Below are 26,264 nucleotides of genomic sequence, written 5' to 3' on the forward strand. Positions count from 1 at the left end.
TATCATGGCACGTGTAAAAGGTGGAACAGTAACTCGCCAACGTCGTAAAAAAGTGCTTAAGTTAGCTAAAGGCTACTATGGCTCAAAACACACATTATTCAAAACAGCAAAAGAACAAGTGATGAAATCTCACACTTATGCTTTTAGAGATCGTAAACAAACTAAACGTAACTTCCGTAAATTATGGATCGCTCGTATCAACGCTGGCGCTCGTATGAACGGTTTAAGCTACAGCAAAATGATGCACGGCTTGAAATTAGCTGAAATCGACATCAACCGTAAAATGTTATCTGAATTAGCTATCCATGATGCAGAAGCTTTCACAGCTCTTGCTGAAACAGCTAAAACAGAATTAGCTAAATAATTTTTAATGTTATTTTAACATGTTAAACCCACTTTCTGAGAGTGGGTTTTTTTGTTATTTTAAAATCAAATATCATCCATGAAATTAGCGAATTTAGGGCTAATTGTTGATAACTGCTTTTTTATTGTGCTTTAAAATACTCTTTATTTCAGTTAAATATTTTTGATTTTGATTTTATTTGATGTTTTAAAACAAATATCAATTAATGTGTTAAACTTATATGTGATTAAATAAAAAAGGAGTTCTAAAATGAAGAAAAATGTATTTAAAAAATTGATGGTTATGGGAGTTATGTTAGGTAGCTTTGCTTTTGGCATGAAGGTAGAATCAGCTAATCAAGGACCTTATATTAAAGACGGAAGTATCGTTCAAATAACAAAAAATAATTATGAAATATGGCAAAATTTTAATTGGAAACTAAAAAATAATACCAACACTGTCTATAATAAAACATTCGAAGCTAGAGGGAGATATAAACATCAAAATGGTTCAACTTACTATTCTTTATTTGATAATAAAGGAAATTGGCAAGGTTATTTAAACGCAAACGCCACTAAAAAAACAGGTAAACAAGGTAACTATATCTCAGATGGAAGCTATGTCAAAGTCTCTAAAGGAAATTACGAGATTTGGCAAAATTTTGGTTGGCAACAAAGAAATAATACTAATAATCTATACAATCAGACGTTTCAAGCAAGAGGACGTTATGAACATTTTAATGGCTCAACCTACTACTCTTTATATGATGGACGGGGAAATTGGCAAGGATACCTAAATGCTGGGGCTACTCAAAAAAATAACGCTCAGGGGAATTATATTTCTGATGGACGATATGTGGAAATAGCAAAAAATTATGAGCTATGGCAAAATTTTAATTGGCAGAAAAAAGGAAATGGTGCTAGTCATTATAATAAATCTTTACAAGCTAAAGGACGCTATGAACATTTTAATGGTTCTACCTACTATTCTTTATTCGAAGCTAATGGTAACTGGATAGGTTATATCAATACGACAGCGACAAGACCGTATAAATCTAAGAAAACACAATCGACAAAAATTATTAATAAAGATACGAATGGTAAAATGTTAGCTTCAACAAATGGATACACTTATGTAACGGAAAGTACAGACGGTGGAGTAACTACAACTTCTCTAAATGGAGATACTCACACAGTATTTACTAAAACAGTTGTATGGGAAAAAGATGCACCAGTAAACCCAACAAACCCTTACATGGGACAAGCAATGTCAAACAGTGGTTTAGACATGAGCTTTAACGGTGGAAAAGGAATTGGTAACTCAGGTATGGTATGGGAAGATAAACGAACAGCTTCATTATGGGCAAATGAAGAAATCGGTTTTGAAACAGGCTCATACTTAGTATGGGAAGTTAAATTAAAAACAGGCGAAATTATGTGGACAGCCCACTTAGTTTAATACAATAACTAAACAAAAAGAACTCTTTCCAAAAGATTGAGTTCTTTTTCTATCTATTTTTACCTATCCAAATCCCTCAGAACATCTAAAATCTCTTCTGAGGGATTTGGATACCATAATTGGATATTTATATCATATCATCTTAAATTTCTCAGGAGTTAAATATGAGCTTATGAGAGTGATATTGAATAAAAAATTTTGTTATTGAATTTTTCTATGTATAGCAATTTAACATTCCATACGTATAGGTTTTTATAATTTTTTACATAGTTCACGTTGTTATATTAAATGACTAATTTGGAATTAGTAATATTCATTATGGCTCCTTGGTATCCGTCCATATTTTGACACCTGATACGTTTACTTTCCATAAATAGATAATCATACTTAAAATATTAGAATCTTTTAGAATACAATTTAGGGTGTTTGGTTGAATACGTATCTATTTTTGATTATTCAAACATATAACCAAAACTTAATCATTTGACAGAGTAGTTAAAGACCTATATCATAGAAAATGTAATCATGAAATACTCATAAAGTGACCAAAGAAGGAGCGTATAAAATGCCATTATTTAAAATAGATATTTTAGAACATTACTCAAAGGAAAAAACATCAGAATTATTAAAAATCATCCATTATAATGCCGTTGCAGCATTTGATATTCCAGAAGGTGATCGTTATCAAATTGTGACACGACACCAATCAGAAGACATGATTTTAGAGGATACAGGACTAGGTTTTGTTCGGACAGAGGACAAGGTAGCGATTCAAATATTTAGTAGAAAAAGAGAAAAAGCAATGAAGTTATTATTTTATAAACAATTAGTATCTGATTTACATGAAAAAATGGGACTTAATAAAAAAGACATTTTAATTTCATTTTTTGAGAATGAAGATGAAGATTGGTCATTTGCAGATGGGGAAGCACAATTTATTACAGGTGAACTTTCTTGAAATTAGATTGTATCTCAAAAAAGAAAGTTGAGAAAAATAAATGTTTTTGTTGATTTTAGAACAAAATGTAATGCTATTTGTCTATCTTTCAGTTGGTTATTATTTAGCAAAGATTGGTAAAATTAGTGAGCAAGGATTAAAAGAAGCAGGCTTTTTTTTATCAAATTTTGCTTTAACATGTGCTATTTTTAATAGTTTTCAAACACCTTATACAGATGAAAAATTCCGATTAATTAAGGACTCATTACTTGTAGCGTTGATTTTAATTATATTTTTAATCTTACTCAGTTTTATACTAACAAGACTCTTTAAAATTGATTCAGAAAAAAAAGAAACGTGGCGTGCTTGTTGTATTTTCTCGAATATATTATTTATTGGGATTCCAATTGTTGATTCTTTATATGGAGAAGTTGGATTAATTGTCTTAGTTTCTTTTAACACTATTTTTAATCTATTTTTGTTTAGTATAGGAGAATCAATCTTTTCTGGAACCTTGATAGTTTCAGTAAAAAAAGTTCTTAGAACACCTGCAATTTTAAGTATGGCTTTGGGAATGTTATTATTTGTCTTGGATATTAGGCTGCCGATATTTCTAGGTACACCAATACAGGTATTGGCTTCCTTTACAGCACCCTTAGCAATGATAGTTAATGGGGCGATGTTCTATGGAACATCTATTAAAAAATTAATTAAGAACAAAGAGATTATATTATTTTGTTTGGTTCGTCTGATTTTGATACCTATTTTAGCTATGCTTATCTTTAGACCATTTATTTCTAATGAAATGGTATTTGCTTTGTTAGTTTTAGTTGCAGCCATGCCTTCTGGTTCACTTAATTCAGTATTTGCCGAAATGTATCAAGGCAAAGGACAGCTAGCCTCAAATTACATCATTTTATCAACATTAGTCAGTTTAATCACAGTTCCACTGATGATTACTCTGAGTCAAATATTATAAGAAATTAGAGTAGATAAAAAATCGTTTAGCTCCAAACGACTGGAATAATTTATAAACAAGACAGAAGTTGACAATTAGGTCAGCTTTTTTCGTTTTTTTGTCTAAAAAGTAAATAAGTAGTTTTTTATTGATATTAAAATGGCTATTTTATAATAATGTAACAAAAATAACCATTTAATGTTAAAATTAAAAGAAAAGGAGGGATCCAGTATGACTATTTGCCCAGAATGTTATAGTGATAAAAATCGTGTGACACCTATGTATAAACCGTATGAATGTTTAAGTGAGCATACCCAATATATTTGTGGGACGTGTCATCGGTGTATTTGCATTGAAAAAGATCAGACAAGAGGGCTGTATCGCTGGAATTTCCCTTTTAAATCTTTAGAAGATGCTAAACTGTATTTTAGAACTGCAGAGTACATATTAAAACAACCTTGCGCTATTTATGAGCTCAAACCAGATAAAAACAGAAGTATATTTAAAATATTTCGAGATAAGGTAGAATTAATAAATTACTTAAAAAGAAATAAAACAACTAAATGTCATAAAATTCCTATCTTTAAAACTGATAACTATCAAGAATATCCAAATACTGAAATCAGAAAATTAACTGATGAAGAAGTTCTTTTTTATATGAATAATCGTTAGAATAAACCTAAATTAGGTTTATTTTTTTTTGCCAATAAAACAAAATTGTGTTTTAAGTAGATTGAAATAAATTTATAAAAGCGCTTGATATCAATAGATAGTCTCTATTTTATTAAAATAATAAAAAATCCTATTTTATGAAAAGAATAAATAAATTGATACGGAACAAATAAATGGTTAGACTCAATTCGTTGAGTTGGAAAGGAGGTTTTTTAGGCAATGCTTTTTCACAGAATGGAAAGTCGTGATATTAGAATAAATTTGGCTACAGAAGATTATTTAATGAATACAGTCGAAATAGATGAGCCTATTCTTTTAATGTATATCCAACACCCTTGTCTCATTGTAGGAAAACATCAAAATATTTATGAAGAGATAGCTGTTGATCAGGCGATGAAAGATGGTGTTATCATAACGAGACGGTTATCTGGTGGTGGCACTGTTTTTGATGATTTAGGAAATATTAGTTTTAGTTTTATTATCAGAAAAGGTCAGGTGAAATTTGGTGATTATCCAACGATAACTCAGCCGATTGTGGATGCATTAAAAGCAATGGGTGTTGATAATATATCGGTTAATGGTCGAAATGATATTTTTATTGATGGTAAAAAAATATCGGGAAATGCGATGTATACAAAAAATCAAAGTATGTTTTCTCATGGGACATTGCTTTTTGATGTTGATTTAAACAGGATGGAAAAATATTTAATCGTTTCAAAAGAAAAAATTAAAACAACTCATATTCAGTCGGTCGAATCTAGAGTGACAAATATTAAACCATACTTAAATAAGAGTTATCAAAAGCTAACAATAGAAGGCTTTCGTGATGAATTAATTAGGCGAATTTTTAAGGTAGATAGTATAGAGGAAATTTCTTCTCAAGAAATTATTTTGTCTCAATTTGATCAAGAGCAGATTCAGCAAAGTGTTTCTGAGGTGTATAGTAATGATGATTGGGTCTATGGTCATCATCAAATTTTTGATATTAAAAGAAATGCATACATTAAAAATGTTGGTTTGATTGAAGTTGCTTTTACTGTGGAGAAAGGTAAAATTGGAGAAATTTCTTTTTCTGGTGATTACTTTAGCCAAAAAAACCAGCAAGAAGTTTGTGAAAAATTAAAAGGTAAACGATTGATTTTTAATGAATTAATGAGTGACTTAACAGATAGTGAGATTGATTTATGTTTCAGTGGATTAGATAAAGAAAGTTTGATATTACTTTTGCTAGGAGAATTAGTCAATGATTGAGTTGAGAAATGTTTCTAAACAGTATGATGGTTTTCAGGTCTTAAATTCAATTAATCTAAAAATTGAAAAGCAAGAAATAGTAGGGATTGTTGGCGAAAGTGGTTCAGGAAAATCAACTCTCCTTCGAATCATTCAATTAATGGAAAACTTCTCTGCAGGTGACTTATTATTAGATAACCATTTGATTAAAAATTTAAGTAAATCTGAGATAAGAGAACAGCAAAGAAAAATGAGTTTGTTATTTCAACAGTTCAATTTATTAAACAATTTAACCGTCATTGATAATGTTCATCTGCCATTAAAGTTACAAGGAAAAAAAGAGATAAAAAAAGCGAAGAAGTTATTAAATTTTGTCGGTTTAGCAGAGAAAATAAACGACTATCCGTCATCTCTTAGTGGAGGTCAGAAACAACGTGTAGCTCTTGCACGAGCGTTAATCACAAATCCTAAGGTATTACTTCTGGATGAAGCAACAAGCGCTTTAGATGAGCAGACAACCCGAGAAATGATTATGTTAATAGAAAAAGTTCATCAAGAATTTTTACCAACTATTGTTTTTGTCAGTCATGATTTAAATGCCATTAAGCACTGTTGTGATCGTGTCTTTGTAATGGAACAAGGTAAAGTAGTTTCTAATCTAGATATTAAAAGACAATCTTTTGTAACCCATGATGAAAGCTATCCAGAAAAAGCGAAGCGAGTGCTGAGCCAATGAATCAAGTTATGTACTATTTACCAGATATGTTAAAGGCATTACGAGAAACAAGTATTATGTTAGGTATTTCTTTATTATTAGGGTTAATTTTTGGTTTAGTTGTTGGAATTAGTTTATTTTTATTCCGTTCAGAGGGGAGAAATTCCAATAAATTACTAATGTTTATTTTAAATTGCTACGTCAATATTATTAGGTCCTTCCCATTTCTCTTATTAGTTGTAGCAATTATCCCCGTGACTAGATATATTTTTGGAACAGCATTTGGTCCAGTTGCTGCCTCATTTCCATTAAGCTTAGTTGCCATTGCTATCTTTGGTCGTTTAGTGGAACAAGTTTTATTAGATTTACCAAAAGAAGTAGAGGAACTTGCTAATTCACTAGGTGTTACTAACTTTCAGTATGTTTATTATTTTCTACTGAAAGAGGCTAGAAGTGGTTTAGTTCTTAGTTTTACATCAATAACGATTAGTCTGATGTCTTATTCAACTATTATGGGAGTTGTTGGTGGCGGAGGAATTGGTGACTTTGCCATTCGTTTTGGCTATCAGCGCTATGAGTATGAAGTAATGTATGCGACGATTGTATTAATGATCATCATTGTTGGTAGTATTCAATTATTAGGAACATTTATTAGTAAAAAATTAGATAAAAGGGAGTCAGTCAAATGAAAAAATTAATCGTAACATTCAGTTTAGTAGGTTTAGTTTTAGCCATGACAGCATGTGGAGGAAAAGCACAAGAAGGAACAAAAGAAACTGTGCAAAAGAATAAGGATGAAAAAATAATCAAAGTTGCTTCACAAACAACACCAATGACCGACGTGGTAGAAGTGGCTGCTAAAGAAGCAGAAAAAGATGGTTGGAAAATCGAACTTATTCAAGTCAATGATAATATTCAATACAATGAATTATTAAAAAATAAAGAAGTTGACGCGAATTTTGCCCAACATGAACCTTATATGAAAAAATTTAACCAAGAGAAAAAAGCCAAACTAGTTGCTATTCAAAAAATTTATAATGCTAAAGTTGGATTTTATTCAAAAGACTACAAAAAAATTGAAGATATTCCAGATGGAGCCAAAGTTGCTATCCCTAATGATATCTCTAATGAAGGACGAGCACTAGCAATTCTGGCGGAAGAAGGGTTAATTACGCTTAAAGAAGGTGTTGGGTTTGAGGGAACACTAAAAGATATCGAAAAAAATGATAAAAATTTAGAATTTGTTTCAATTGATTTGCTTAACTTAGCAGAAGCTTATAATGAAAAAGATGTCGCTTTAGTTTATAATTATCCAACTTATATTGCTAAAATTGGGTTGAAACCAACAGATGCATTATTCTTAGAAAAAACAGTTGATGAAAGATTTGCTATTTCTCTAGTTGCAAGAGAAGATAATAAAGAGTCTGAAAGTATCAAAGAACTTAAAAAAGTAATGACAAGCGACTCTGTAAAACAATTTTTAGAAAAAGAACACAGTGAAACCCTAGTACCAGCCTTTTAAACAAAGGTGATGAAACAGACGTTTAGCTCCAAGCAACTGGAGGAACTGGTAACCAATCCACGCATTTGGGATTAATTACCAGTTTTGAAGTTGTCGAAGGAGTTGTCTTTTGAATCCCAATAAAACAAAGGTGATGAAACAGACGTTTAGCTCCAAGCAACTGGAGGAACTGGTAACCAATCCACGCATTTGGGATTGATTACCAGTTTTGAAGTTGTCGAAGGAGTTGTCTTTTGAATCCCGATAAAACAAAGGTGATGAAACAGACGCTTAGCTCCAAGCAACTGGAGGAACTGAAGAGCTGGGTTGATTATCCACTAACTATTAAAGATTGATTACAAAATAAGAAAGAGGCTGACATATTTTTGTGTCAGCTTCTTCTTTTGGTTTTAAATGTGAAAAAGACATCAATAGATTAAAAATAATAAAAATCATCCATTTTATAAAAAAACGAAAGTGAAAAATAAAACTTTTTAATAAAACCGATGTTTAATAAAAATAATTTAAAAAAACAATAAAAGAAAGCGTTTAGGTATCACTATATGTAGTTGTCAATAGTTTTATTAAAAATAATTAACACTATATATAGTTGAATTATTAAAAAAACTAGGCTATTATATATTAGAAATCGAAATAAAGGGGATAGATATCAATGATAGAAATCAACGAAAAAACACTCATATATAGTTCTGGTTTGAACAAAGTGAAAGTTGTGAAAAGAGATGGACGTAGTGTTGAGTTTAATGAAGCTAAAATCACAAATGCGTTGTTAAAAGCAGAGAAAAAGATAAATGGTACGATTGAAGTTCATTCTGAAGAACGTATTCAAGAGTTAGTTGGTTTAATTATTGAGGAAATTAGTCAACGATTCCATAATAATGTTAAAATTTATGAAATTCAAAATATTGTGGAACATATTTTACTAGACAACTGCGAGTATGATTTAGCAAAAGAATATATAAATTATCGAACAAGTCGTGACTTTGAAAGAACTCGTGCGACAGATATTAATTTTACAATTGGTAAATTATTAAATAAAGATAGTCAGTTGGTTAATGAAAATGCTAATAAAGATAGTGATGTCTTTAATACACAAAGAGATTTAACAGCAGGTATTGTTGGAAAATCAATTGGTCTAAAATTATTGCCTTCTCATGTGGCAAATGCCCATCAAAAGGGAGACATTCATTATCATGACTTAGATTATCATCCATATTCACCAATGACTAACTGTTGCCTGATTGATTTTAAAGGCATGTTAAATAATGGTTTCAAAATCGGAAATGCAGAAGTAGAAGCACCAAAATCAATTCAAACAGCAACTGCTCAAATCTCTCAAATTATAGCTAATGTGGCTTCAAGCCAGTATGGTGGTTGTTCTGCTGACAGAATTGATGAATTTTTAGCGCCCTTTGCTGAGAAAAATTATGATAAACATTTAGAAGATGCTAAAAATTGGATTGAAGATACTAGTCGTCATGATGAATACGCAAAATCCAAAACGCAAAAAGATATTTATGATGCGATGCAGAGTTTAGAGTATGAAATTAACACCCTGTTTACTTCCAACGGACAAACACCTTTTACATCTTTAGGATTTGGTTTAGGAACTAACTGGTTTGAACGTGAAATTCAACGAGCTATTTTTTTAAATCGTATTAAAGGTTTAGGAGAAGAACACCGTACAGCCATTTTCCCTAAATTAATTTTCACAGTGAGAGAAGGCGTTAACCGTCAACCATCAGATCCAAACTACGATATCAAAGAGCTTGCTTTAGAGTGTGCCACTAAGAGAATGTATCCAGATATTTTAAACTATGACAAGATTGTTGAATTAACAGGTAGTTTTAAAGTACCGATGGGTTGTCGCTCTTTCTTACAAGGATGGAAAGACGAAAATGGGAAAGAAGTTAATGCAGGACGTATGAATTTAGGTGTTGTGACGCTTAATTTACCAAGAATTGCTTTAGAAGCTGCTGGTGATAAAGTAAAATTCTGGTCACTTCTTGAGGAACGATTGAATATCCTTAAAGATGCGTTAGTCTTTAGGATTAATCGTTGTAAAGAAGCAACACCAGCCAATGCACCGATACTTTATATGCATGGCGCTTTTGGTGAAAAATTACAAAAAACGGATTCTGTGGATGAATTGTTTAAGAATAAACGAGCAACTGTCTCAATGGGATATATAGGACTTTATGAAGTAGCTGCTAGTTTTTATGGCGGAGAATGGGAAACAAATGGCGAAGCAAAAGAATTTACTCTAGATATTCTCCGCGCACTTAAAGAACATACAGATGATTGGGGTAATGAATTAGGGTATCACTTTAGTGTCTATTCAACACCAAGCGAAAGTCTAACTGACCGTTTTTGTCGTTTAGATCGTGAAAAATTTGGTGAGATTGATAACATTACAGATAAAGACTATTATACTAATAGTTTTCATTATGATGTCAGAAAAAATCCAACGCCTTTTGAAAAATTAGATTTTGAAAAAGATTATCCAGAGTATTGTTCTGGTGGTTTTATTCATTACTGTGAGTACCCAGTTTTACAACAAAACAGAAAAGCGCTAGAAGCTGTTTGGGATTATTCATATGATAGAATTGGTTATTTAGGAACTAATACACCAATTGATCACTGCTATGATTGTGATTTTGAGGGAGATTTTAATCCAACAGAACGTGGTTTTGAGTGTCCACAATGCGGCAATAAAGACCCAAAAACATGTGATGTTGTCAAGAGAACATGTGGCTATCTAGGCAATCCACAAGCTCGTCCAATGGTACATGGACGTCATAAAGAGATATCGTCACGCGTTAAACATATGAAATAACGATTCAGAGAAAGAACGAGTGAAAGTTCTTTCTCTTTATTTTAGGGAGATGACAAGATGAAAAATCCTAAACCAAAAGAATGGACTGCAGATAAATGGAGTAAAGGCTATATTGCTGATTACAAGCCCTTCATGTTTGTAGATGGCGAGGGTGTTAGATGTAGTATTTATGTGAGTGGTTGCCTATTTGCTTGCGAAGGCTGTTTTAATAAAGCTATCCAAAATTTTAAATACGGTAAACCATATACACCAGAATTAGAAGATCAAATAATGTCAGATTTAAGCCAAGATTACGTTCAAGGATTAACGCTTTTAGGCGGGGAACCTTTTTTAAATACACAGGTTTGTTTACAATTAGTCAATCGTTTTAGAGAACAGTTTGGTAATTCAAAGGATATTTGGTCTTGGTCAGGCTATACTTTTGAAGAATTATTATTAGATACAGAGGATAAGTTAGAATTGCTTTCTAAAATCGATGTGTTGGTCGATGGAAGATTTGAATTAACGCGTCGAGACTTAACCCTTCAATTTCGAGGAAGTAGTAATCAGCGTATTATTGATGTGAAACAATCTTTAGCCAAAAAAGAAGTCGTTATTTGGCAAAAATGTTTGGATGCCGAACGTTACTACGGGAAATAATGGTGAGACTGATAAGATGTCGGGGCTTGATTCCTACAAAAAAACGATCCACCACAAAATTGTTGGGTTTTGTGGTGGATCGTTTTTTTGCATAGGTTTAACTTGAAACTAGTTTTGTCTTTTAGCAGAAAAATAACTTTTTGAAGATAAAAAAAGGACAATTAAAATGATAAGAGTGATTAAACTGATGGTTGTTCGTTTGCTTCGATGTTCCCCAATGACATCCAAAGATTGTTGATTATGCTTTGTTTTATTATAGGAAACAGCCGTATGTTTTAATGTTTTTTGGCTAATGTCGCCACTTTTTAAAGTCAAAATATATTCATCACTATAATCTCCATCATCATTAAATGAAATCAATTTAATAGATGTAGGCATTTCATGGGGATTATATTTTCCTTTAAAAAAGCCATTGTTATCTGTTGGACAAGTGTAAATTTTACCATCAGAAAGCATATAAACATCAGTAGAACGATTAGATGTTTTAAATGATAGCTGATTATTTCTAGTATTATAAGAAATATCGTCAATAGAAATAGTTGGTTTTTCCTTTTCAATCAAATAAGGTAACTTCTCTTGATAGGAATCTCCCGAAGTTGTAGTGAAATCTAACTCAGTTTTTAATATACCACTTGTCATTGTGTTAGCTCGATGGTTTTTAGAAAACGAAATATCCTTAATTTTAATTTGATATTCCTCTTCAATTGCCGGTATAAAATCAGCAGGCTCTAAATTTTTGCCTCCTTTAGTTAAGGCATAAACGACTTCTGTTGTCTTTGACTCTGGTAATTTTTTCTGTTTAGTCGTTTCAGCATGAAAAGCAGTGGGAATTGTGAGTAAAATAAAAAAACTAAATAAAATAATAGCGTTAATTTTTTTCATTGTCTCTCCTCCTAATACAATTATTGTACAACTACCAAATACGGAGTTCAAGTGATATTAAAAACTCTGTCCTAACTCTTATAATATGATAAAATAAACTGAATTTACTTTGAAAGGACATTAAATGATGAAAGGTTATATATTTTTATTGGTTGCCATTTTAGGGGAGGTTGTAGGAACAAATCTCTTAAAAGCGACTGATGGTTTTACTAAATTAGCACCAACTTTGTACACTATTGTAGCCTATGTTATTTCGTTTTATTTTTTATCACTATCATTTAAAACAATTCCAATTGCTGTCGCATATGCAATATGGGGAGCAATTGGAATTATTTTAATAACGCTATTTTCAGTACTAATATGGAAAGAGCCACTTAATCTAATGACAGTAGTAGGGCTTATATTAATTATTTTAGGAACAATTATTGTTAATGTTTATGGCACAGGACATTAATAATAGATGGGTTATTTTTGAAGAATTAAGAGAGGGAAGAGTTTGTTTTAAAGCATAAATTTTTCATCTTTATCTGCATAGTAATTAAGATGAGGAAATAATATTCGAAAAGAAGTTCCCTTATCTACACAGGATTCAACATAGAGATGATGGCCTAATTTTTCGGCTAAACTTTTTGCTAAGTAAAGTCCTAAACCTGTTGATTTAGTTTCTTCATTTCGACCATTTTTTCCCGTAAATCCTTTATCAAAAATTCGCTGTAAATCTTCAGTAGGGATGCCAATACCATCATCTGAAATAGTTAACCAAACGCCACGGTCGTTTTTAGAAAAGGTAAGAGCGATTTTACCACCATTCGGAGTATATTTAATAGCATTACTAATGATTTGATTTAAAATAAATTGAAGCCATTTCTCATCTGTCAGAACAAAATACTCTTCACCTTCAAGTACTAAACTTAGATTATTCACAATAAAATAATCTGCAGACTGTTTTATTGTAGACTGAACCAGTTTTTTTAAGGAATAAGAGTTGATTAAATAATCTTTTGAAAAAGAGTCTAGTCTAGAATAGTAGAGAACCTGCTCAACATAATCATCCATTCTTTTTAAATTACTTCTTAATTGATTAAATCTTTTTTCTGAGATGTCATCTTCTATTGATTCAGTAATCAAATTTAGAGATGCTAGAGGGATTTTAATTTCATGAACCCAACTATCAATATAATCTTTTTGTTCTTCTGTTTGTTGTTTAACTTCATTTAATAATAAAAAATGTTCTCTGTGCATCTCGTTAAAATACTCTTGGTAAATAAGTTCTTCTTTCGTAGAAGCGCCTACTAGCTCTGGAGTATCTATAGCATATTCAGAATTTATTTCTAATTGTTGCCACCAATTCTTTTTTTTATTATAGTCAAAACTTAAATAGAAAATTAATAAGACAAGTCCAATCAAAAAAATATAAATTAAAGAAGGCAAATTAAATTGAACTTCCGGTGTTAACCATAAAATGAAACCTGTTAAGGCAATGAAGCTAAACCAAAGTAATATTAAGCGAATCTGATCTTGTAAATAATTAATAAATATCATATTTTTTAGGGGATCATATAGCCTTGTCCAACTTTTGTTTCGATAAAGTTAGAAATCCCAGCTCCTTCAATTTTTTTTCGTAGCCGATTAATATTTACCGTTAATGTATTATCATCAACAAAACGCTCATCATCCCAAAGAGCACGCAGCAATTTTTCTCGGCTAACTATTTTCCCGTTATTTTTCATTAATATTAATAGTAATTGAAATTCATTTTTACTTAGTTCAACACTTTCATCTTGAATAATCATCGTACTATTTTCCATATTTAACTTTAATTGATTGTGTTCTAAATAATTACCTTCTGCTTTTGAATAGTCATAGGTCCTTCTAAGAAGAGCGTTAACTTTGGCAATCAGAATATCCATTGAGAAAGGCTTGTTTACATAATCATCTCCTCCCATATTCATAGACATAATAGAATCGACATTAGTATTTCTGCTTGAAATAAAAATAATTGGAATTTTAGAGATTTCTCTAATTTTTTGACACCAGTAATAGCCATCATAGACAGGTAAATTGATGTCTAACAAAACAAGGTGAGGTTCTTCCTGCTTGAAAATATCAAAAACAAGATTAAAATTTGTAACTTCAATTGTTTCAAATCCCCATTTCTCTAGAGACTCAGAGACGAGTTCTCTAACTGTTTCGTCATCTTCAACGATCATTATTTTCATCATTTTGAGTATTCCTCCTTCAAGTATTACTTATAATTATACCTAAAAATAAAGAATGATGCTTGAAACTTATCAGAAAAATAAGATAAGAATCTGTTTAAGACATTACTCAAACGCATTAAGAATTTTTTCGTTAAAAATAGACATTAAACGTAATGAGTGTTGTATAATATAAATAAGGAATAAAATGAGAGGCGACGATAATATGAAGAAACTTTTATTTATTATTTTCATTAGTGTGTTTTTATTATTAGGAACAAGTTGCAGATCTCAAAAAGAATATGATGAATACAATAATACGACAAGAGCCTTAAATTTAATGAATAATTACAACTATGAAACATTAAATAGTCGCTCATTTACGCTCAATAAGTTATCAGCAGATATGGAGTTTTCAGGAATTGATACTTTATGGGAATTAGATTGTTTAACTGATGATATGATTAAAATGAATTATCACTCTAAAAATGATTCAGGTGAGTTTAAAGTTCTATTGGTAACTGCTGATGAAAAAGTGAGAACTATCTTTGAAAATTCTGATGAGGGTATTTTTAAATATAAAATACCTAAAGGGAAGAATTACATCCGAATTGTAGGTAACTTGAGTAATGTTGCTTTTTTTTTAGACTATGAAGTAGGACAAGAGACAAAAATTTTGATGAATGATGTCATAGAAGATCATCCTGGTTCATTGATGAAAAAATTTTTTTAAATGATAACAAAAATATAAGATGACAGCAGAGCTTAATTTAGTTATGTTGGCATCTTATATTTTTTATATGACAAATATGTAAGTTAGATTTAAGAGTTTTAGATGTTAGTGATAGTGATTTATTGGTAAGATAGTTTTATAAATAAGACGGGGGATTAAGGATATGGAGAGAATAGTGGAAGTTGATTATCTATCAAAAATTTACGGGAAAAAGAGTAATCCAATAAAAGTTCTAGAAAATATATCCTTAAATGTAGATAAAGGTGAATTTGTTGGAATTATGGGACCCAGTGGTGCTGGGAAAACAACTCTTTTAAATATGGTATCAACAATTGATCGACCAACTGTTGGAAGTATAAAAATTGGTGGACAAGATATTACTCGGATGAAGGAAAGACAGTTAAGTGATTTTAGAAGAAAAGAATTAGGGTTTATCTTTCAAGATTTTAATTTAATGAATTCATTAACAGTTAAAGATAATATCTTATTACCTCTTGCATTAGACCGTGTTCCAGTTAAAGAAATGGAAGATAGATTGAGTCATGTCGTTACTATTTTAGGAATTAAAGAACAATTGAATGCGTATCCTTCAGATATATCAATTGGACAGAAGCAAAGAGTGGCTGCAGCAAGAGCTATTATAACCAACCCTAAATTAATTTTAGCAGATGAGCCTACAGGATCTTTGGATTCTAAATCAGCTACAGAATTACTGCATTACTTATCAGAATTAAATAAAAAAGAAAAAGCAACTATCATTATGGTGACGCATGATGCCTTTACCGCAAGTTATTGTCATAGAATTTTATTCATTAAAGATGGCGCAATTTTTTCTGAAATAGTAAGACAAGGAAATCGAAAGGATTTTTTTCAAAAAGTAATTGATATGCAAGCAGCTATTGGGGGCGGAGTAAGTCATGATGTTATCTAAATTAGCTGTTAAAAATGTAAAAACACAGTTTAAATACTATTTTATGTATTTTGTAAGTATGGTTTTTTCTGTCATGGTTTATTATAGTTTTGTTTCCATGAGCTTTGATGAAGAACTTATAAAACGAGCAGCAAGTGATATGAGAATCGATACTGGCCTTAGAGCTGGAAGTATCATGATAATTTTGTTTATTATTATTTTTATGTTTTCAGCCAATACTTTTTTTGTCAAAAGGCGGAAAAGAGAAATTGGTTTATATAATTTACTTGGTATGCGAAAAAGTCAAATTGGCACATTGTTTTTTGTGGAAAATATGATATTAGGAATTCTATCCTTAATATCAGGTATTATTTTAGGTATTATTTTTTCTAAATTATTTGCAATGTTACTCTTAAAGGCAATTCAAGTACCTGTTTCTAGTCATTTTATTTTTTCCTTTAAGGCACTTATTAATACTGTCGTTGTTTTTTTAGTTATCTTAGCACTTGTTTCTGTTAGAACAGCAGCCACAGTTTACAGGTATAAATTAATTACGTTATTTAAAGCTGAACAACAGAGTGAAGGTAGCTTAGTAATCAGATGGTATAATTGGTTATTCGGATTATCCGGTGTACTACTCTTAATTACAGGTTATTTTCTTGCTAATAATTTTTTTAGATTAATGGTATGGTCTGAAGAAGAAATTTCGTTAAATGGTATGGGGATTTTGATTTTTCCGTTAGTTATTTTATTTATTTGTGTTTTTGGCACTTACTTATTTTTTGGCCATTTTTTAGGAATTATGCTTAATTTAACTCAAAAAATAAAAAGTCATTACTACAAAGACCTGAATATGATAACAACAGGAAATTTAAGTTTTCATCTGAAAAAAAATGCGATGACTTTTGCGACAATTGCAGTCCTTTCAGGAACAGCATTAGCTTCTATTGGTGGAGCTGCAAGTGTTCAGTCTTTTTCATTAGGATTAGCAGATGCTGCCAACCCAACAACCTATAGTGTCGATGACGCATATTATGAAAAACTCAAACAGTTTCTAAAAAATGAAAATCAGATAATCTCTGATGAAAATTATGTTGAGTTTAAGTATGTGGGGGGAAAGTTTAACTATAAAAATAATAGTGATAAAAATAATGAGGCTACTTTCTATAATGTGATGTCATTAAGTCGTTATGAAAGTATTCAAAAAATGATTCCAACCATGGAATCACTAAAAATTAATAAAGAAAAAGATGTTTCTCTACTAATGATGAGTATTAATCAAGCTTATATTGAAAGTGATACATTTTTTGAACATCAGGGAATTCTGGGAAATATAGGAATAGTAAATGTGACTGATGTTCAATCAGACTTCATAGGTAATAGCAGAGATATGCGCCTACCTTACAATGTTGTGGTGGTGACTGATGAATTATATAAAAAAATCGAAAGCAACTATACCTATCGTTATCATATAATTAATGTTAAAAATGCAGATAAAAATGAAGCGTTAGCGCAAGCCTCTCTCAAAGAGTTTGGATCTGTGTTAGAGGAAAAAAAGACGTTTATTGCAGCAACACAAGAAATAGATGGCAAGATGGTAGATACATTTGATGTGTTAAAAGAACCTGTAAACAAAGACAAACAGAGAGAGTATCGTACTCAAAATAGGATGAGTATTCGGTATCCGTATTATAGTAGTTTAGTGAAAAGTACTGGTTTGTTAATCTATGTAGCCGTTTTTCTAGGGGTAATTTTTATGATCGCTACTGGTAGTATTATTACATTGAAACAACTCTCAGAAGCAGAAGAAGAAAGTGATCGTTATGATATGTTAAGAAAATTGGGAACACCAAGAGCTATGATTAAAAAAAGTATCTATAAACAGAATTTTATAATCTTTTTTGCTCCATTATTTATCAGTTTATTGCATACTTATTTTGCTTTGAAAGTTTTATTTGTATTGATTGGTGTTCCTAAGTTACTTTTAACGTATGTCTCTGTAGTCTTCTTAATTATTATCTATATCATTTTTTATTTTGCAACATCCTCTTCTTATAATAAAATAGTGAGTTAATTTTTATTTACTATTTTTAATTTTGTAAAAAAAATAGAGCCTGACTTAATTAATTGAGTTAGACTTTATTTTTTTTAGATAGAATTGCATTTTGTCTCAATTATCGGTAAGCTTAAGGATAGCTTTAAGAATAAATAAGACTTTTAAGATTGATATGGTGAAAAAATGACTATTAGAAAAAAAATAATTCCTTATACAATAAGTTTTATCTTACCAATGCTGATATTGTGTGTGGTATGGGCAGCATTGAACTTAGCTCCTTTTGGAGAATTAAATTTAATGGTGAGTGATTTAGGCTCACAATATTTACCTTTTTTAAATGCTTTCAAACGATTTTTTACAGAAGGTGGGGAGAATTTATATTCCTTTGCTAATGGAATAGGAGGTCCGATGGAAGCAACAATTGCTTACTATTTGATGAGTCCGTTTAATTTTATTTCGTTATTATTTCCTTATACGATGATGCCAATGGTGGTACTGCTGATTATAACACTAAAAATTTCTAGTATGAGTTTAACGATGTATACTTATCTAGATCTGCACTATAAACAGACCAATTGGATGACACATGCTTTTGCTTTAGCTTACAGTCTTTGTGGCTTTGTAGTTGTCTATCTATTAAATTTTATGTGGCTAGATGTTTTAATTCTTTTTCCATTACTTGTATTAGGGTTAGAGAGAGTGTGGCATGAAAAAAAATATGGCCTATATTGCCTTACTTTATTTTTGTCAATTTTAACCAATTATTATTTAGGTTACATGGTATGTATTTTTGCAGTAGTTTATAGTGTTTATATTTACTACTTAAAATTTGAAAGAAAACCAGCTGGAAAAAATATCAAGTTATTATTAAGTAGATGGCAACTATTTTTTGTCACCTCATTATTATCAGGTTTAGCAACTGCCTTTATGTTAGTACCAGCGATTTTGGGAATGCTTCAAACAGGTAAATCAAGTTTTCATATGCAGGATTTTTTATTAAAACCTCGCTTTGGTTTGGAAGTTTTTTCTCAGATGGGATTAGGGACTGTTAATTATGATATTAGATTAGACCATTTACCTATGATTTATTCGGGTGTTTTTGTTTGGTTGCTTGCCTTTTTGTATTTTACTTTACCAATTGTACCAAAAAGAAAAAAAAGAGCTATGGCGTGCCTTTTAGTAGCTATTTATTTTAGTTTCTTTTTTGAAATTTTTAACACAGTTTGGCATATGTTTCAAAGTCCAGCAGGTTTCCCTTATCGAAATGCATTTATTTTCAGTTTTATATTAATTAAATTGGCATATGAAACGTATCTATATTCTCGATTAACTGAGGATAAAGAAATAATTAAAAAACGCCTTATTCTAGCAGGTGCCACTTTTTCTATCTTACTAACGATCGGTCAGTTCTTTTTAGTTAATCAAGCCAAAGAAGAATATCTATTGTCAAATAAATACTTTCTATTGAATATAGTGATTGTCTGGCTAATTGTCTTCATTTTAACTATAAAAATAAATAAACCAACTGTAACTTGGCGTGTGATAATGATTTTATGTGTCTCACTAGAGTTAGGTGGGAATTTATGGATTTCAATGAAGGACATCCCATTTGGTGATCAAAATAAATATGCCAAAATGTATGAGGAACAAGAAGTTTTATTGAAACAACTATGTTCTGGTCGAGAGGACTTATTCCGTATTAATCAAAAAATTGAAACAGAACAAATGGGATATAAAGAAATAAATAATGGGTACAATAATCCAGTATTATTTGGTTATGCGGGTGTCTCTAGTTACACGTCCACTTTAGATTCTAAGGTTCAAAATACACTAACTGACTTAGGCTTGTATTCGAAAAATGAACGGCGCTTTTCTTATGTAGACGAGTCTCAAGTAGCTAACTTACTACTCGATGTTAATTACACGGTTAATCCTAAAAAAATCTCTCATAAAGATGCTGAACTTTTAGAAGAACAAGAAATAGCTAATATCTATAAAAATAAAGAAGCAATAGGAAGTGCTTTCTTAGCTTATCCAGAGCTTGGAAAAATAAAATTAAAATCAGGAGCAGTGATTGAAAATCAAGAAAATATTTTACAAAGTATCAGACCATTAACAAATGAAAATTATTTTAACCCAGTAGACAATAGACACTTAACAAAAGAAATTGACCATTATGAAATGAAAGGTAAGACTAGTGTTGAAGGCATAAATTACCTTTACATGCCAAATGCTATTTGGGATAATGTGACATATTTTTCAGTCAATGGTAAAGAAGTAAAAACTGATTTACTGATAATAACTAATCAATTGTTTAATCTAGGTCATTTTGATGAAGATGAAGAAATAAAACTTGAATTTAGATTAAATGATAAATTAGAAACAACTGACATGAAATGGGTAAGTCTAGATCAATCCCAATTTGATCAACTTATAGCTTCTCAAAAAGAAGAAGGAATTTCTTTAGATAAAGGGAAGTTGGGTAGTTTAAGCACGCAGGTAAATGTAGATTCTAAAAAAGAATTACTGTATGTTTCAATACCTTATGACAAAAATTGGCAAATTAAGGTAGATGGAAAAAAAATAGAACCTAAGAGAATCGTAGGTGATTTTATTGGGATTGAACTTAAACAAGGTAAGCATGAAATTAACTTTAATTACCAATCTAAATCGTTTATTTTGGGATTAATGATCAGCATTGTAACTATTACTATCTCAGTAGTGCTGATTTGGATTGATCAAAGGAAAAAAAATAAGATAAGTGATATACTAAGTAATATAAAAAATGAGAGGTGATGTTGATGTTAGAAAAAAATGAAGAATTATTTTTAAAAGAATTAACAGATGCTAAAGGAGTTCCGGGAAATGAGGAACAAGTTCGCAATATTTTTAAAAAATATGCAGAGCCTCATTCAGATAAAATTTTCTACGATGGCTTAGGTGGGATCAATGCACGTCATATTGGGGATAAAGAAGGTCCAAAAGTATTAATCTCAGGACATATGGACGAAGTTGGCTTTATGGTTACAAAAATTACTGAAAAAGGATTCCTAGAATTCCAAACTTTAGGCGGCTGGTGGGGGCAAGTAATGCTTGCCCAACAAGTAACGATTACAACTGGATCGGGACAAGAAATCCACGGGGTGATTGGTTCAAAACCACCTCATGTTTTAACTGCAGAAGCACGTAAAAAACCGTATGAAATTACTGATATGTTTATTGATATCGGTGCGGCAAGCGAAAAAGAAGCAAGTGAGTGGGGCATTAAACCAGGTGATATGGTAACACCATATATTGAGTACCAACGTTTAAATGGCTCTAAATACTTATTAGCTAAAGCTTGGGATAATCGTATTGGGACAGCTGTTTCATTGAAAGTTTTAGAAAACTTAGCTAAAGAAGGTCATCCAAACATTCTTTTTGCAGGGAGCAACGTCCAAGAAGAAGTTGGTTTACGTGGGGCAAGAACAAGTACTCACTTAGTGAATCCTGATATTGCCTTTGCCCTTGATACAGGTACAGCAGGGGATACTCCAGGGATGACACCTAAAGAAGCGGATTCAGTTCTAGGAAAAGGACCTCAAATTATTATTTTTGATGCTTCAATGATTCCGCATAAAAAATTACGTGATTTTGTGATTGGGATTGCTGAAGAATTAGAGATTCCTTTCCAGTATACGGTTATTACAGGTGGCGGAACAGATGCAGGGATGCAACATCTAACAAGAGATGGGATTCCTTCTCTAGCAATTACCGTATCAACACGTTACTTACATTCACATACATCAGTTATTCATGAAGATGATTACTTGAATACGGTGAAACTAGTAACAGAAGTTGTAAAACGTTTAGATGCTGATAAAGTAAAAGAATTAAGAGAGTATTAAAAAAGAGCGATTCGTTCCAAGAGACTGGGAGGAATCGTTCTTTTACTTTCTTTAATTGCTTGGAGCAAAACGCCTTTTTCATCACGCTTTTGTAGTCCGGAATAAAAAATCTGCTCCCGCGACAACTTCAAAAATTAAAATCAATTCAAAAAGCACGAATTATTTTTTATTTCCTCCAGTTGCTTGGAGCAAAACGATTTTTTATTCACTCTGTGTATATATACTCCTCACTACATCTTGGACAGTGGTTCTTGCGACTGCCATTTTATTGATACTAAATTGGCGGTATAATTTACTTAAAATTTCTTTTTCGTTTTGTTCTTCTTGATTAATGGTGATAGACATGGTAACGCCTTCTAAGGAATGATTTAAATCATATTCACTTAAGAAGTGTTCAAGCTCAGATAGTTCTTCAAGTTCAATATCAAATTGAATAGTGGTATTGCTTGAAAAGTGATTTAACATGGCTTCTTTTGAGCCATCATAAATAATGTGCCCCTCTTCGATGATAATAATTCTATCACATAATAACTCAATTTCATTTAAGTCATGGGTTGTTAAAATAATGGTGACATTCTCTTGTTGATTAATTAGTTTTAATGTTTTTAAAATTTTATCTTTGATCATAATATCAAGACCAATTGTAGGCTCATCTAAGTAAATAACTTTAGGAGAATGGATTAATGCTATAGCAATATCCATTAAAACGCGTTGTCCTAAAGAAAGGGATCTAACTTGCTGAATCCAAAGTTTTTTGATACCCATATGTTCTTCTAAAAGTTTTAATTGTCGCTCAAAATCTTCATCAGATACATCATAAATTTCTTTTAATAACTTAAAATTATCTTCCACAGTTAAATCCCAATTCATTTGAGTTCTTTGTCCAAAAACGACACTAATATTTTTAGCGTTTTTAATGCGTGATTCATAAGGAGTAATGCCATTAACCTGACAACTTCCAGCAGTTGGTGTTAAAATGCCTGTCATCATTTTTATAGTGGTTGATTTACCGGCTCCATTTGTCCCGATAAAACCGACAATTTCTCCTGGATAGATATCAAAACTAGCCTCTTGAACAGCATATTTAGGTATTTTTTTTGATTTGAAAATACCTGTTTTTTGTCTTAAGTAGAACGTTTTTGAAATATTTTTAACTGAAATAACAGGGTTAGTTTCCGGCACTTTCATAAATTTTAACTCCTTTTTTCCAGATAGTAGAAGCAAGTAATGTAAAAATAATAGTCACTCCCAAAATGGTAATAGTTGTTTGATTCAATAAAGTAGAAGTAAAAATTAATTCTGATGGGACTGCCGCTACGATACCAAAGGGGATTAAGTAAGTGAAAAAACCTCTAACAACAGGTGGATAAATAGATAAAGGATATTTGGTTAAATCACTTAGTCCATAAATAGAACGTAGAACATTCATACTTTTTTTCATCCAGAAAGCAAGAGACGCACCAATGGTTTTAATAGCAGTATAAATGATACAGCCTGTAATTAAATAAATAATTCCAAGAAAGATAGAGATGATTGGATTCGGGAAATTAATCCCTGTAATAGCATAAACAGTAATAACTATACCAACAAAAATTTCACCTAAAGCATCAAACTGAACGCGTTCGCAGATAACTTGAAAATAAGGACTAACCGGTCGGACTAAATAACGATCAAATTCTCCTTTAACCACACTTTGTCTTGCAAAAATCCATAAATAGTCACTGTATAAATGATCTAATCCTCTAGGAATTTGAGAAAAGCCATAGATAAATAAAACTTGGTAAAAATTATAGCCATTTACAGAAGGAATTCGTCCAAAGGTTACCTTTAAAAACAATAAAGCAGATACTTGGATAGCTAAAAAAGCTGTGAAACCAATAACAAAATTTGCAGTCGACATTTTTAAAATTTTAAAAGAATTATTGAGATAAACTTTGTATAGCTTTAAATAACGTTTCATTTTTTAGCCTCCATTGATTGTAATATTCTTAATAGCATGACGCCAAAAAAATAGACAAAGACCTGCAAAAATCCCTAGCCAAACTATTTGGATAGTTAAGTTAGTTATAATTTCTTCAGTAGATAATTTACCCAAAAAAACCATCGTTGGAAAATACGATAAATATTGAAATGGTGTTTTTAAAAAGAAGCCCCGAATTGATTCTGGAAGCATGGCTAAAGGGAATAAGGCACCGGAAAGAAGGCTAATGAAACTTCCTTTAAAAAGTAAAAATCCCCAAGAATAATTTAGATAAAAAGCAGAATAACCAAAAAGTAAATTAACACAAAACATTAAGCCAACGCTGATTGAAATGATTAATAAAAATAGCAAAGCACGTATAATTGCTACAGAAAATGCTTCTTGTTGAGTAATATAAAAAATGACACCTATCATTGTGGGGATACCAATAATAAGAATACTAGTGGTCGCACGAGCAAGACCTTGAAAAAATAGTTTCCAAATATAAGAGACTGGTCGAACAAGTTCATAAGCTAAATTACCATCTTGGATGTCTCCAGCAACTTGAAAATCATTATCTAATTCCATAAATTGTGTGGCAATCATTGAAATAATCGTGTAAAGAATGATTTCTTGATAAGTTAAGCCTTCAATAACACCATCGTCAGTAGATGAGTAGACCAGATTCCAAATAAATAAAACTGCAACTAATTGTATGAAACCACGTAATAGATAAGATATAAAATTAATCCGATACTGCGCTTCTGATTTTAAGAAGAAGCGATAATAAGCAAGCCCTTTTTTCATCTAAACCTCCATTGTATTATCTCTATTGAAAATGATAGCGTAATCATTATATATTTTTAAGAGACACATAGATACATGTTACCGTTAACAAAAATAATCTAAAATAGTATTTATAGTCTTTTAACATAAAAAAACAGACATTATAAAAATGTCTGTTTAACCGGATCATAAAACACCCTGTGTGATCCATTTAGTTCTAAATCGATAATCTTTAACGAGTTCTTCTGTAGACCAGTCATTAGCAATATAACCTGTTAAGGAATTCATAACAAGTTCCATAATAAAGAAGAGAAAGCTAACCGATTCATCATGATTTTCAATGTGAATATGACTGGCAGTTAAAATGTCAGTCCACTGAGTAATCAGAGGATTACCTGGTGCCATGGGAAAACGTTTATAAGCGGATAAATCATTTGATTCAGAGAGCAGGCGAAGGCTCTTCCAATATTCACTTTCATGATCAAGCTTACTACACCATATTAGGTATTTTTCAATGCCAATAAAAAATTGATTTTTATCTTCTTGAATATATTTAATGATATCTTGATGGATAACAATAGAATACTTATTGATAATATAAGTATAAGCATCTTCTAGATCATCAAAATATTTATAAAAAGCACCACGGGACATATGCATCTTGCTAACAATTTCAGATACTTTGACCTGGCTAATAGGTTGATCAAAAAAAACATTTAGTAAAACATGATCTATATTTTTTTTCTTTTCATCGGATAAGTTTAAAAAAGTTTCGTGTGGCATGTCCTTAAACTCCTTCTATGTTCATATGAATGATTTCACACTTATTTTAACATAGAAGTTCAAAGAAAAGGGAAGCTTTTAAAAGTCTTTCACTTCAACGAGTTCACCGTCACGCATTTCAAAGACGCGATCGCTCCATTTAATCATTCGATGATCATGAGTTACCATAACTGTCGCCTTTTGTTTTTCATGTGCTTCTTTAACAAGTAACTTAACAACATCATAAGCGTGTTCTGTATCAATACTTGCTGTTGGTTCGTCTGCCAGTATTAAATGAGGTTCATTGAAAAGAGCTCGCCCAATAGCAACTCTTTGTCTTTCACCACCAGATAAATCTTTAGGAAACTTATCTTTTAAATCATAAATATCAAGTGATTTTAATAATGTCTCAATTTTTTCATCTTGTTTCTTTGCTTTATTAACTTTATCAACTAAATAAAATTGTTCTTTAATAGTTAAAAAAGGAATCAAGTTAGAGGCTTGCAAAATAAAACCGATTTCTTGAAATCTAAGTTTTGAACGTTCTTTTTCTGACAAGTTTGTAAAAGAAATATCATTAATTCTAATATCTCCATTAGTTGGCTGTTGAAGGCCACCAGAAATAGTTAAAAAAGTACTTTTTCCAGATCCAGAAGGCCCAATAATACTAATGAACTCACCTTGTTTAACTGTAAAATTAATTTTCTTAAGGGCATGAATTTCTTCTTTCCCTTGTTTAAATGTTTTCGTAATGTCTTTCATAACGAGCATGTCTTTCAT

Annotated in this window: 25 protein-coding genes; 17 read left to right on the forward strand and 8 right to left on the reverse strand. The window is 31.0% G+C overall.

The window, feature by feature from the left end; translation table 11 throughout:
• Positions 1 to 4 precede the first annotated feature (4 nt).
• The 11 genes from rplT to nrdG all read left to right on the forward strand — a co-directional run bounded on the left by rplT (position 5) and on the right by nrdG (position 11,310).
• Positions 5 to 364, forward strand: a complete 360-nt coding sequence (gene rplT, locus FM121_RS08370) for a 50S ribosomal protein L20 (protein ID WP_086951716.1) — start codon at positions 5 to 7, stop codon at positions 362 to 364.
• Between the two features lie 249 nt (positions 365 to 613).
• The gene (locus tag FM121_RS08375) at positions 614 to 1,801 is read left to right on the forward strand and encodes a hypothetical protein (RefSeq protein WP_086951717.1); all 1,188 of its coding nucleotides are present in this window, start codon (positions 614 to 616) and stop codon (positions 1,799 to 1,801) included.
• A 565-nt stretch (positions 1,802 to 2,366) separates the two neighbouring features.
• Positions 2,367 to 2,759 (forward strand): tautomerase family protein, encoded by a 393-nt coding sequence (locus tag FM121_RS08380; protein WP_086951718.1) that lies wholly within the window; start codon positions 2,367 to 2,369, stop codon positions 2,757 to 2,759.
• 40 nt (positions 2,760 to 2,799) lie between these two features.
• Positions 2,800 to 3,717, forward strand: a complete 918-nt coding sequence (locus tag FM121_RS08385) for an AEC family transporter (protein WP_086951719.1) — start codon at positions 2,800 to 2,802, stop codon at positions 3,715 to 3,717.
• Between the two features lie 210 nt (positions 3,718 to 3,927).
• A complete protein-coding gene (locus FM121_RS08390; protein WP_306298135.1) occupies positions 3,928 to 4,368 on the forward strand; it encodes a hypothetical protein in 441 nt (146 codons plus the stop codon).
• A gap of 219 nt (positions 4,369 to 4,587) precedes the next feature.
• Positions 4,588 to 5,619, forward strand: a complete 1,032-nt coding sequence (locus FM121_RS08395) for a lipoate--protein ligase (RefSeq protein WP_086951720.1) — start codon at positions 4,588 to 4,590, stop codon at positions 5,617 to 5,619.
• Positions 5,612 to 6,334, forward strand: a complete 723-nt coding sequence (locus FM121_RS08400; RefSeq protein ID WP_086951721.1) for an ATP-binding cassette domain-containing protein — start codon at positions 5,612 to 5,614, stop codon at positions 6,332 to 6,334. The genes FM121_RS08395 and FM121_RS08400 overlap by 8 nt, the downstream gene beginning before the upstream one ends.
• Entirely contained in the window at positions 6,331 to 7,002 is a 672-nt protein-coding gene (locus FM121_RS08405; protein WP_086951722.1) for a methionine ABC transporter permease, read from the forward strand. Before FM121_RS08400 ends, FM121_RS08405 begins: the two co-directional genes overlap by 4 nt.
• Positions 6,999 to 7,835, forward strand: coding sequence for a MetQ/NlpA family ABC transporter substrate-binding protein (locus FM121_RS08410; RefSeq protein WP_086951723.1), 837 nt, complete (start codon positions 6,999 to 7,001; stop codon positions 7,833 to 7,835). Before FM121_RS08405 ends, FM121_RS08410 begins: the two co-directional genes overlap by 4 nt.
• Before the next feature lie 652 nt (positions 7,836 to 8,487).
• Positions 8,488 to 10,671 carry an anaerobic ribonucleoside-triphosphate reductase gene (gene nrdD, locus FM121_RS08415; RefSeq protein ID WP_086951724.1) on the forward strand — a complete coding sequence of 728 codons (2,184 nt, stop codon included), beginning with the start codon at positions 8,488 to 8,490 and terminating at the stop codon, positions 10,669 to 10,671.
• A 57-nt stretch (positions 10,672 to 10,728) separates the two neighbouring features.
• Positions 10,729 to 11,310, forward strand: coding sequence for an anaerobic ribonucleoside-triphosphate reductase activating protein (gene nrdG, locus FM121_RS08420; protein WP_086951725.1), 582 nt, complete (start codon positions 10,729 to 10,731; stop codon positions 11,308 to 11,310).
• 108 nt (positions 11,311 to 11,418) lie between these two features.
• On the opposite strand, the gene FM121_RS08425 is transcribed toward nrdG, so the two are convergent.
• On the reverse strand, positions 11,419 to 12,192 hold the full coding sequence (locus FM121_RS08425; RefSeq protein WP_086951726.1) for a hypothetical protein: 774 nt from the start codon (positions 12,190 to 12,192) through the stop codon (positions 11,419 to 11,421).
• A gap of 127 nt (positions 12,193 to 12,319) precedes the next feature.
• On the opposite strand from FM121_RS08425, the gene FM121_RS08430 reads away from it, so the two are divergent.
• Entirely contained in the window at positions 12,320 to 12,646 is a 327-nt protein-coding gene (locus FM121_RS08430; RefSeq protein ID WP_086951727.1) for a DMT family transporter, read from the forward strand.
• Positions 12,647 to 12,693: 47 nt separating this feature from the next.
• Here the strand turns inward: FM121_RS08430 and FM121_RS08435 are convergent, their stop codons facing one another.
• Positions 12,694 to 13,734 carry a sensor histidine kinase gene (locus FM121_RS08435; protein WP_086951728.1) on the reverse strand — a complete coding sequence of 347 codons (1,041 nt, stop codon included), beginning with the start codon at positions 13,732 to 13,734 and terminating at the stop codon, positions 12,694 to 12,696.
• A gap of 5 nt (positions 13,735 to 13,739) precedes the next feature.
• Complete coding sequence (locus FM121_RS08440) at positions 13,740 to 14,414, reverse strand: response regulator transcription factor (protein ID WP_086951729.1); 675 nt, start codon at positions 14,412 to 14,414, stop codon at positions 13,740 to 13,742.
• A 202-nt stretch (positions 14,415 to 14,616) separates the two neighbouring features.
• Between FM121_RS08440 and FM121_RS08445 the strand changes: the two genes are divergently transcribed.
• From FM121_RS08445 to FM121_RS08465, 5 genes are all read left to right on the forward strand, one after another.
• Positions 14,617 to 15,123, forward strand: coding sequence for a hypothetical protein (locus FM121_RS08445; protein ID WP_086951730.1), 507 nt, complete (start codon positions 14,617 to 14,619; stop codon positions 15,121 to 15,123).
• Between the two features lie 163 nt (positions 15,124 to 15,286).
• Entirely contained in the window at positions 15,287 to 16,054 is a 768-nt protein-coding gene (locus FM121_RS08450; protein WP_086951731.1) for an ABC transporter ATP-binding protein, read from the forward strand.
• Positions 16,041 to 18,107, forward strand: a complete 2,067-nt coding sequence (locus FM121_RS08455) for an ABC transporter permease (RefSeq protein ID WP_086951732.1) — start codon at positions 16,041 to 16,043, stop codon at positions 18,105 to 18,107. Before FM121_RS08450 ends, FM121_RS08455 begins: the two co-directional genes overlap by 14 nt.
• Positions 18,108 to 18,272: 165 nt before the next feature.
• Positions 18,273 to 20,885, forward strand: coding sequence for a YfhO family protein (locus FM121_RS08460; protein ID WP_086951733.1), 2,613 nt, complete (start codon positions 18,273 to 18,275; stop codon positions 20,883 to 20,885).
• A 5-nt stretch (positions 20,886 to 20,890) separates the two neighbouring features.
• Positions 20,891 to 21,976 carry a M42 family metallopeptidase gene (locus tag FM121_RS08465; RefSeq protein ID WP_086951734.1) on the forward strand — a complete coding sequence of 362 codons (1,086 nt, stop codon included), beginning with the start codon at positions 20,891 to 20,893 and terminating at the stop codon, positions 21,974 to 21,976.
• A gap of 201 nt (positions 21,977 to 22,177) precedes the next feature.
• On the opposite strand, the gene FM121_RS08470 is transcribed toward FM121_RS08465, so the two are convergent.
• From FM121_RS08470 to FM121_RS08490, 5 genes are all read right to left on the reverse strand, one after another.
• Positions 22,178 to 23,164 carry an ABC transporter ATP-binding protein gene (locus tag FM121_RS08470; protein ID WP_086951735.1) on the reverse strand — a complete coding sequence of 329 codons (987 nt, stop codon included), beginning with the start codon at positions 23,162 to 23,164 and terminating at the stop codon, positions 22,178 to 22,180.
• Positions 23,145 to 23,936: an ABC transporter permease gene (locus tag FM121_RS08475; RefSeq protein WP_086951736.1), complete on the reverse strand. Its 792-nt coding sequence runs from the start codon at positions 23,934 to 23,936 to the stop codon at positions 23,145 to 23,147. Before FM121_RS08475 ends, FM121_RS08470 begins: the two co-directional genes overlap by 20 nt.
• Before the next feature lie 3 nt (positions 23,937 to 23,939).
• Positions 23,940 to 24,743, reverse strand: a complete 804-nt coding sequence (locus FM121_RS08480; protein WP_086951737.1) for an ABC transporter permease — start codon at positions 24,741 to 24,743, stop codon at positions 23,940 to 23,942.
• A gap of 165 nt (positions 24,744 to 24,908) precedes the next feature.
• The gene (locus tag FM121_RS08485; protein ID WP_086951738.1) at positions 24,909 to 25,505 is read right to left on the reverse strand and encodes a TetR/AcrR family transcriptional regulator; all 597 of its coding nucleotides are present in this window, start codon (positions 25,503 to 25,505) and stop codon (positions 24,909 to 24,911) included.
• Positions 25,506 to 25,583: 78 nt separating this feature from the next.
• Complete coding sequence (locus FM121_RS08490; protein ID WP_086951739.1) at positions 25,584 to 26,264, reverse strand: ABC transporter ATP-binding protein; 681 nt, start codon at positions 26,262 to 26,264, stop codon at positions 25,584 to 25,586.

This window comes from Vagococcus fluvialis bH819 (assembly GCF_900163795.1).
Lineage (GTDB): Bacteria > Bacillota > Bacilli > Lactobacillales > Vagococcaceae > Vagococcus > Vagococcus fluvialis_A.

Coding starts and splice junctions, on each gene's coding strand:
- rplT (WP_086951716.1), top strand. CDS start 5: ATGGCACGTGTAAAAGGTGGAACAGTAACTCGCCAACGTCGTAAAAAA.
- FM121_RS08375 (WP_086951717.1), top strand. CDS start 614: ATGAAGAAAAATGTATTTAAAAAATTGATGGTTATGGGAGTTATGTTA.
- FM121_RS08380 (WP_086951718.1), top strand. CDS start 2,367: ATGCCATTATTTAAAATAGATATTTTAGAACATTACTCAAAGGAAAAA.
- FM121_RS08385 (WP_086951719.1), top strand. CDS start 2,800: ATGTTTTTGTTGATTTTAGAACAAAATGTAATGCTATTTGTCTATCTT.
- FM121_RS08390 (WP_306298135.1), top strand. CDS start 3,928: ATGACTATTTGCCCAGAATGTTATAGTGATAAAAATCGTGTGACACCT.
- FM121_RS08395 (WP_086951720.1), top strand. CDS start 4,588: ATGCTTTTTCACAGAATGGAAAGTCGTGATATTAGAATAAATTTGGCT.
- FM121_RS08400 (WP_086951721.1), top strand. CDS start 5,612: ATGATTGAGTTGAGAAATGTTTCTAAACAGTATGATGGTTTTCAGGTC.
- FM121_RS08405 (WP_086951722.1), top strand. CDS start 6,331: ATGAATCAAGTTATGTACTATTTACCAGATATGTTAAAGGCATTACGA.
- FM121_RS08410 (WP_086951723.1), top strand. CDS start 6,999: ATGAAAAAATTAATCGTAACATTCAGTTTAGTAGGTTTAGTTTTAGCC.
- nrdD (WP_086951724.1), top strand. CDS start 8,488: ATGATAGAAATCAACGAAAAAACACTCATATATAGTTCTGGTTTGAAC.
- nrdG (WP_086951725.1), top strand. CDS start 10,729: ATGAAAAATCCTAAACCAAAAGAATGGACTGCAGATAAATGGAGTAAA.
- FM121_RS08425 (WP_086951726.1), bottom strand. CDS start 12,192: ATGAAAAAAATTAACGCTATTATTTTATTTAGTTTTTTTATTTTACTC.
- FM121_RS08430 (WP_086951727.1), top strand. CDS start 12,320: ATGAAAGGTTATATATTTTTATTGGTTGCCATTTTAGGGGAGGTTGTA.
- FM121_RS08435 (WP_086951728.1), bottom strand. CDS start 13,734: ATGATATTTATTAATTATTTACAAGATCAGATTCGCTTAATATTACTT.
- FM121_RS08440 (WP_086951729.1), bottom strand. CDS start 14,414: ATGATGAAAATAATGATCGTTGAAGATGACGAAACAGTTAGAGAACTC.
- FM121_RS08445 (WP_086951730.1), top strand. CDS start 14,617: ATGAAGAAACTTTTATTTATTATTTTCATTAGTGTGTTTTTATTATTA.
- FM121_RS08450 (WP_086951731.1), top strand. CDS start 15,287: ATGGAGAGAATAGTGGAAGTTGATTATCTATCAAAAATTTACGGGAAA.
- FM121_RS08455 (WP_086951732.1), top strand. CDS start 16,041: ATGATGTTATCTAAATTAGCTGTTAAAAATGTAAAAACACAGTTTAAA.
- FM121_RS08460 (WP_086951733.1), top strand. CDS start 18,273: ATGACTATTAGAAAAAAAATAATTCCTTATACAATAAGTTTTATCTTA.
- FM121_RS08465 (WP_086951734.1), top strand. CDS start 20,891: ATGTTAGAAAAAAATGAAGAATTATTTTTAAAAGAATTAACAGATGCT.
- FM121_RS08470 (WP_086951735.1), bottom strand. CDS start 23,164: ATGAAAGTGCCGGAAACTAACCCTGTTATTTCAGTTAAAAATATTTCA.
- FM121_RS08475 (WP_086951736.1), bottom strand. CDS start 23,936: ATGAAACGTTATTTAAAGCTATACAAAGTTTATCTCAATAATTCTTTT.
- FM121_RS08480 (WP_086951737.1), bottom strand. CDS start 24,743: ATGAAAAAAGGGCTTGCTTATTATCGCTTCTTCTTAAAATCAGAAGCG.
- FM121_RS08485 (WP_086951738.1), bottom strand. CDS start 25,505: ATGCCACACGAAACTTTTTTAAACTTATCCGATGAAAAGAAAAAAAAT.
- FM121_RS08490 (WP_086951739.1), bottom strand. CDS start 26,264: ATGAAAGACATGCTCGTTATGAAAGACATTACGAAAACATTTAAACAA.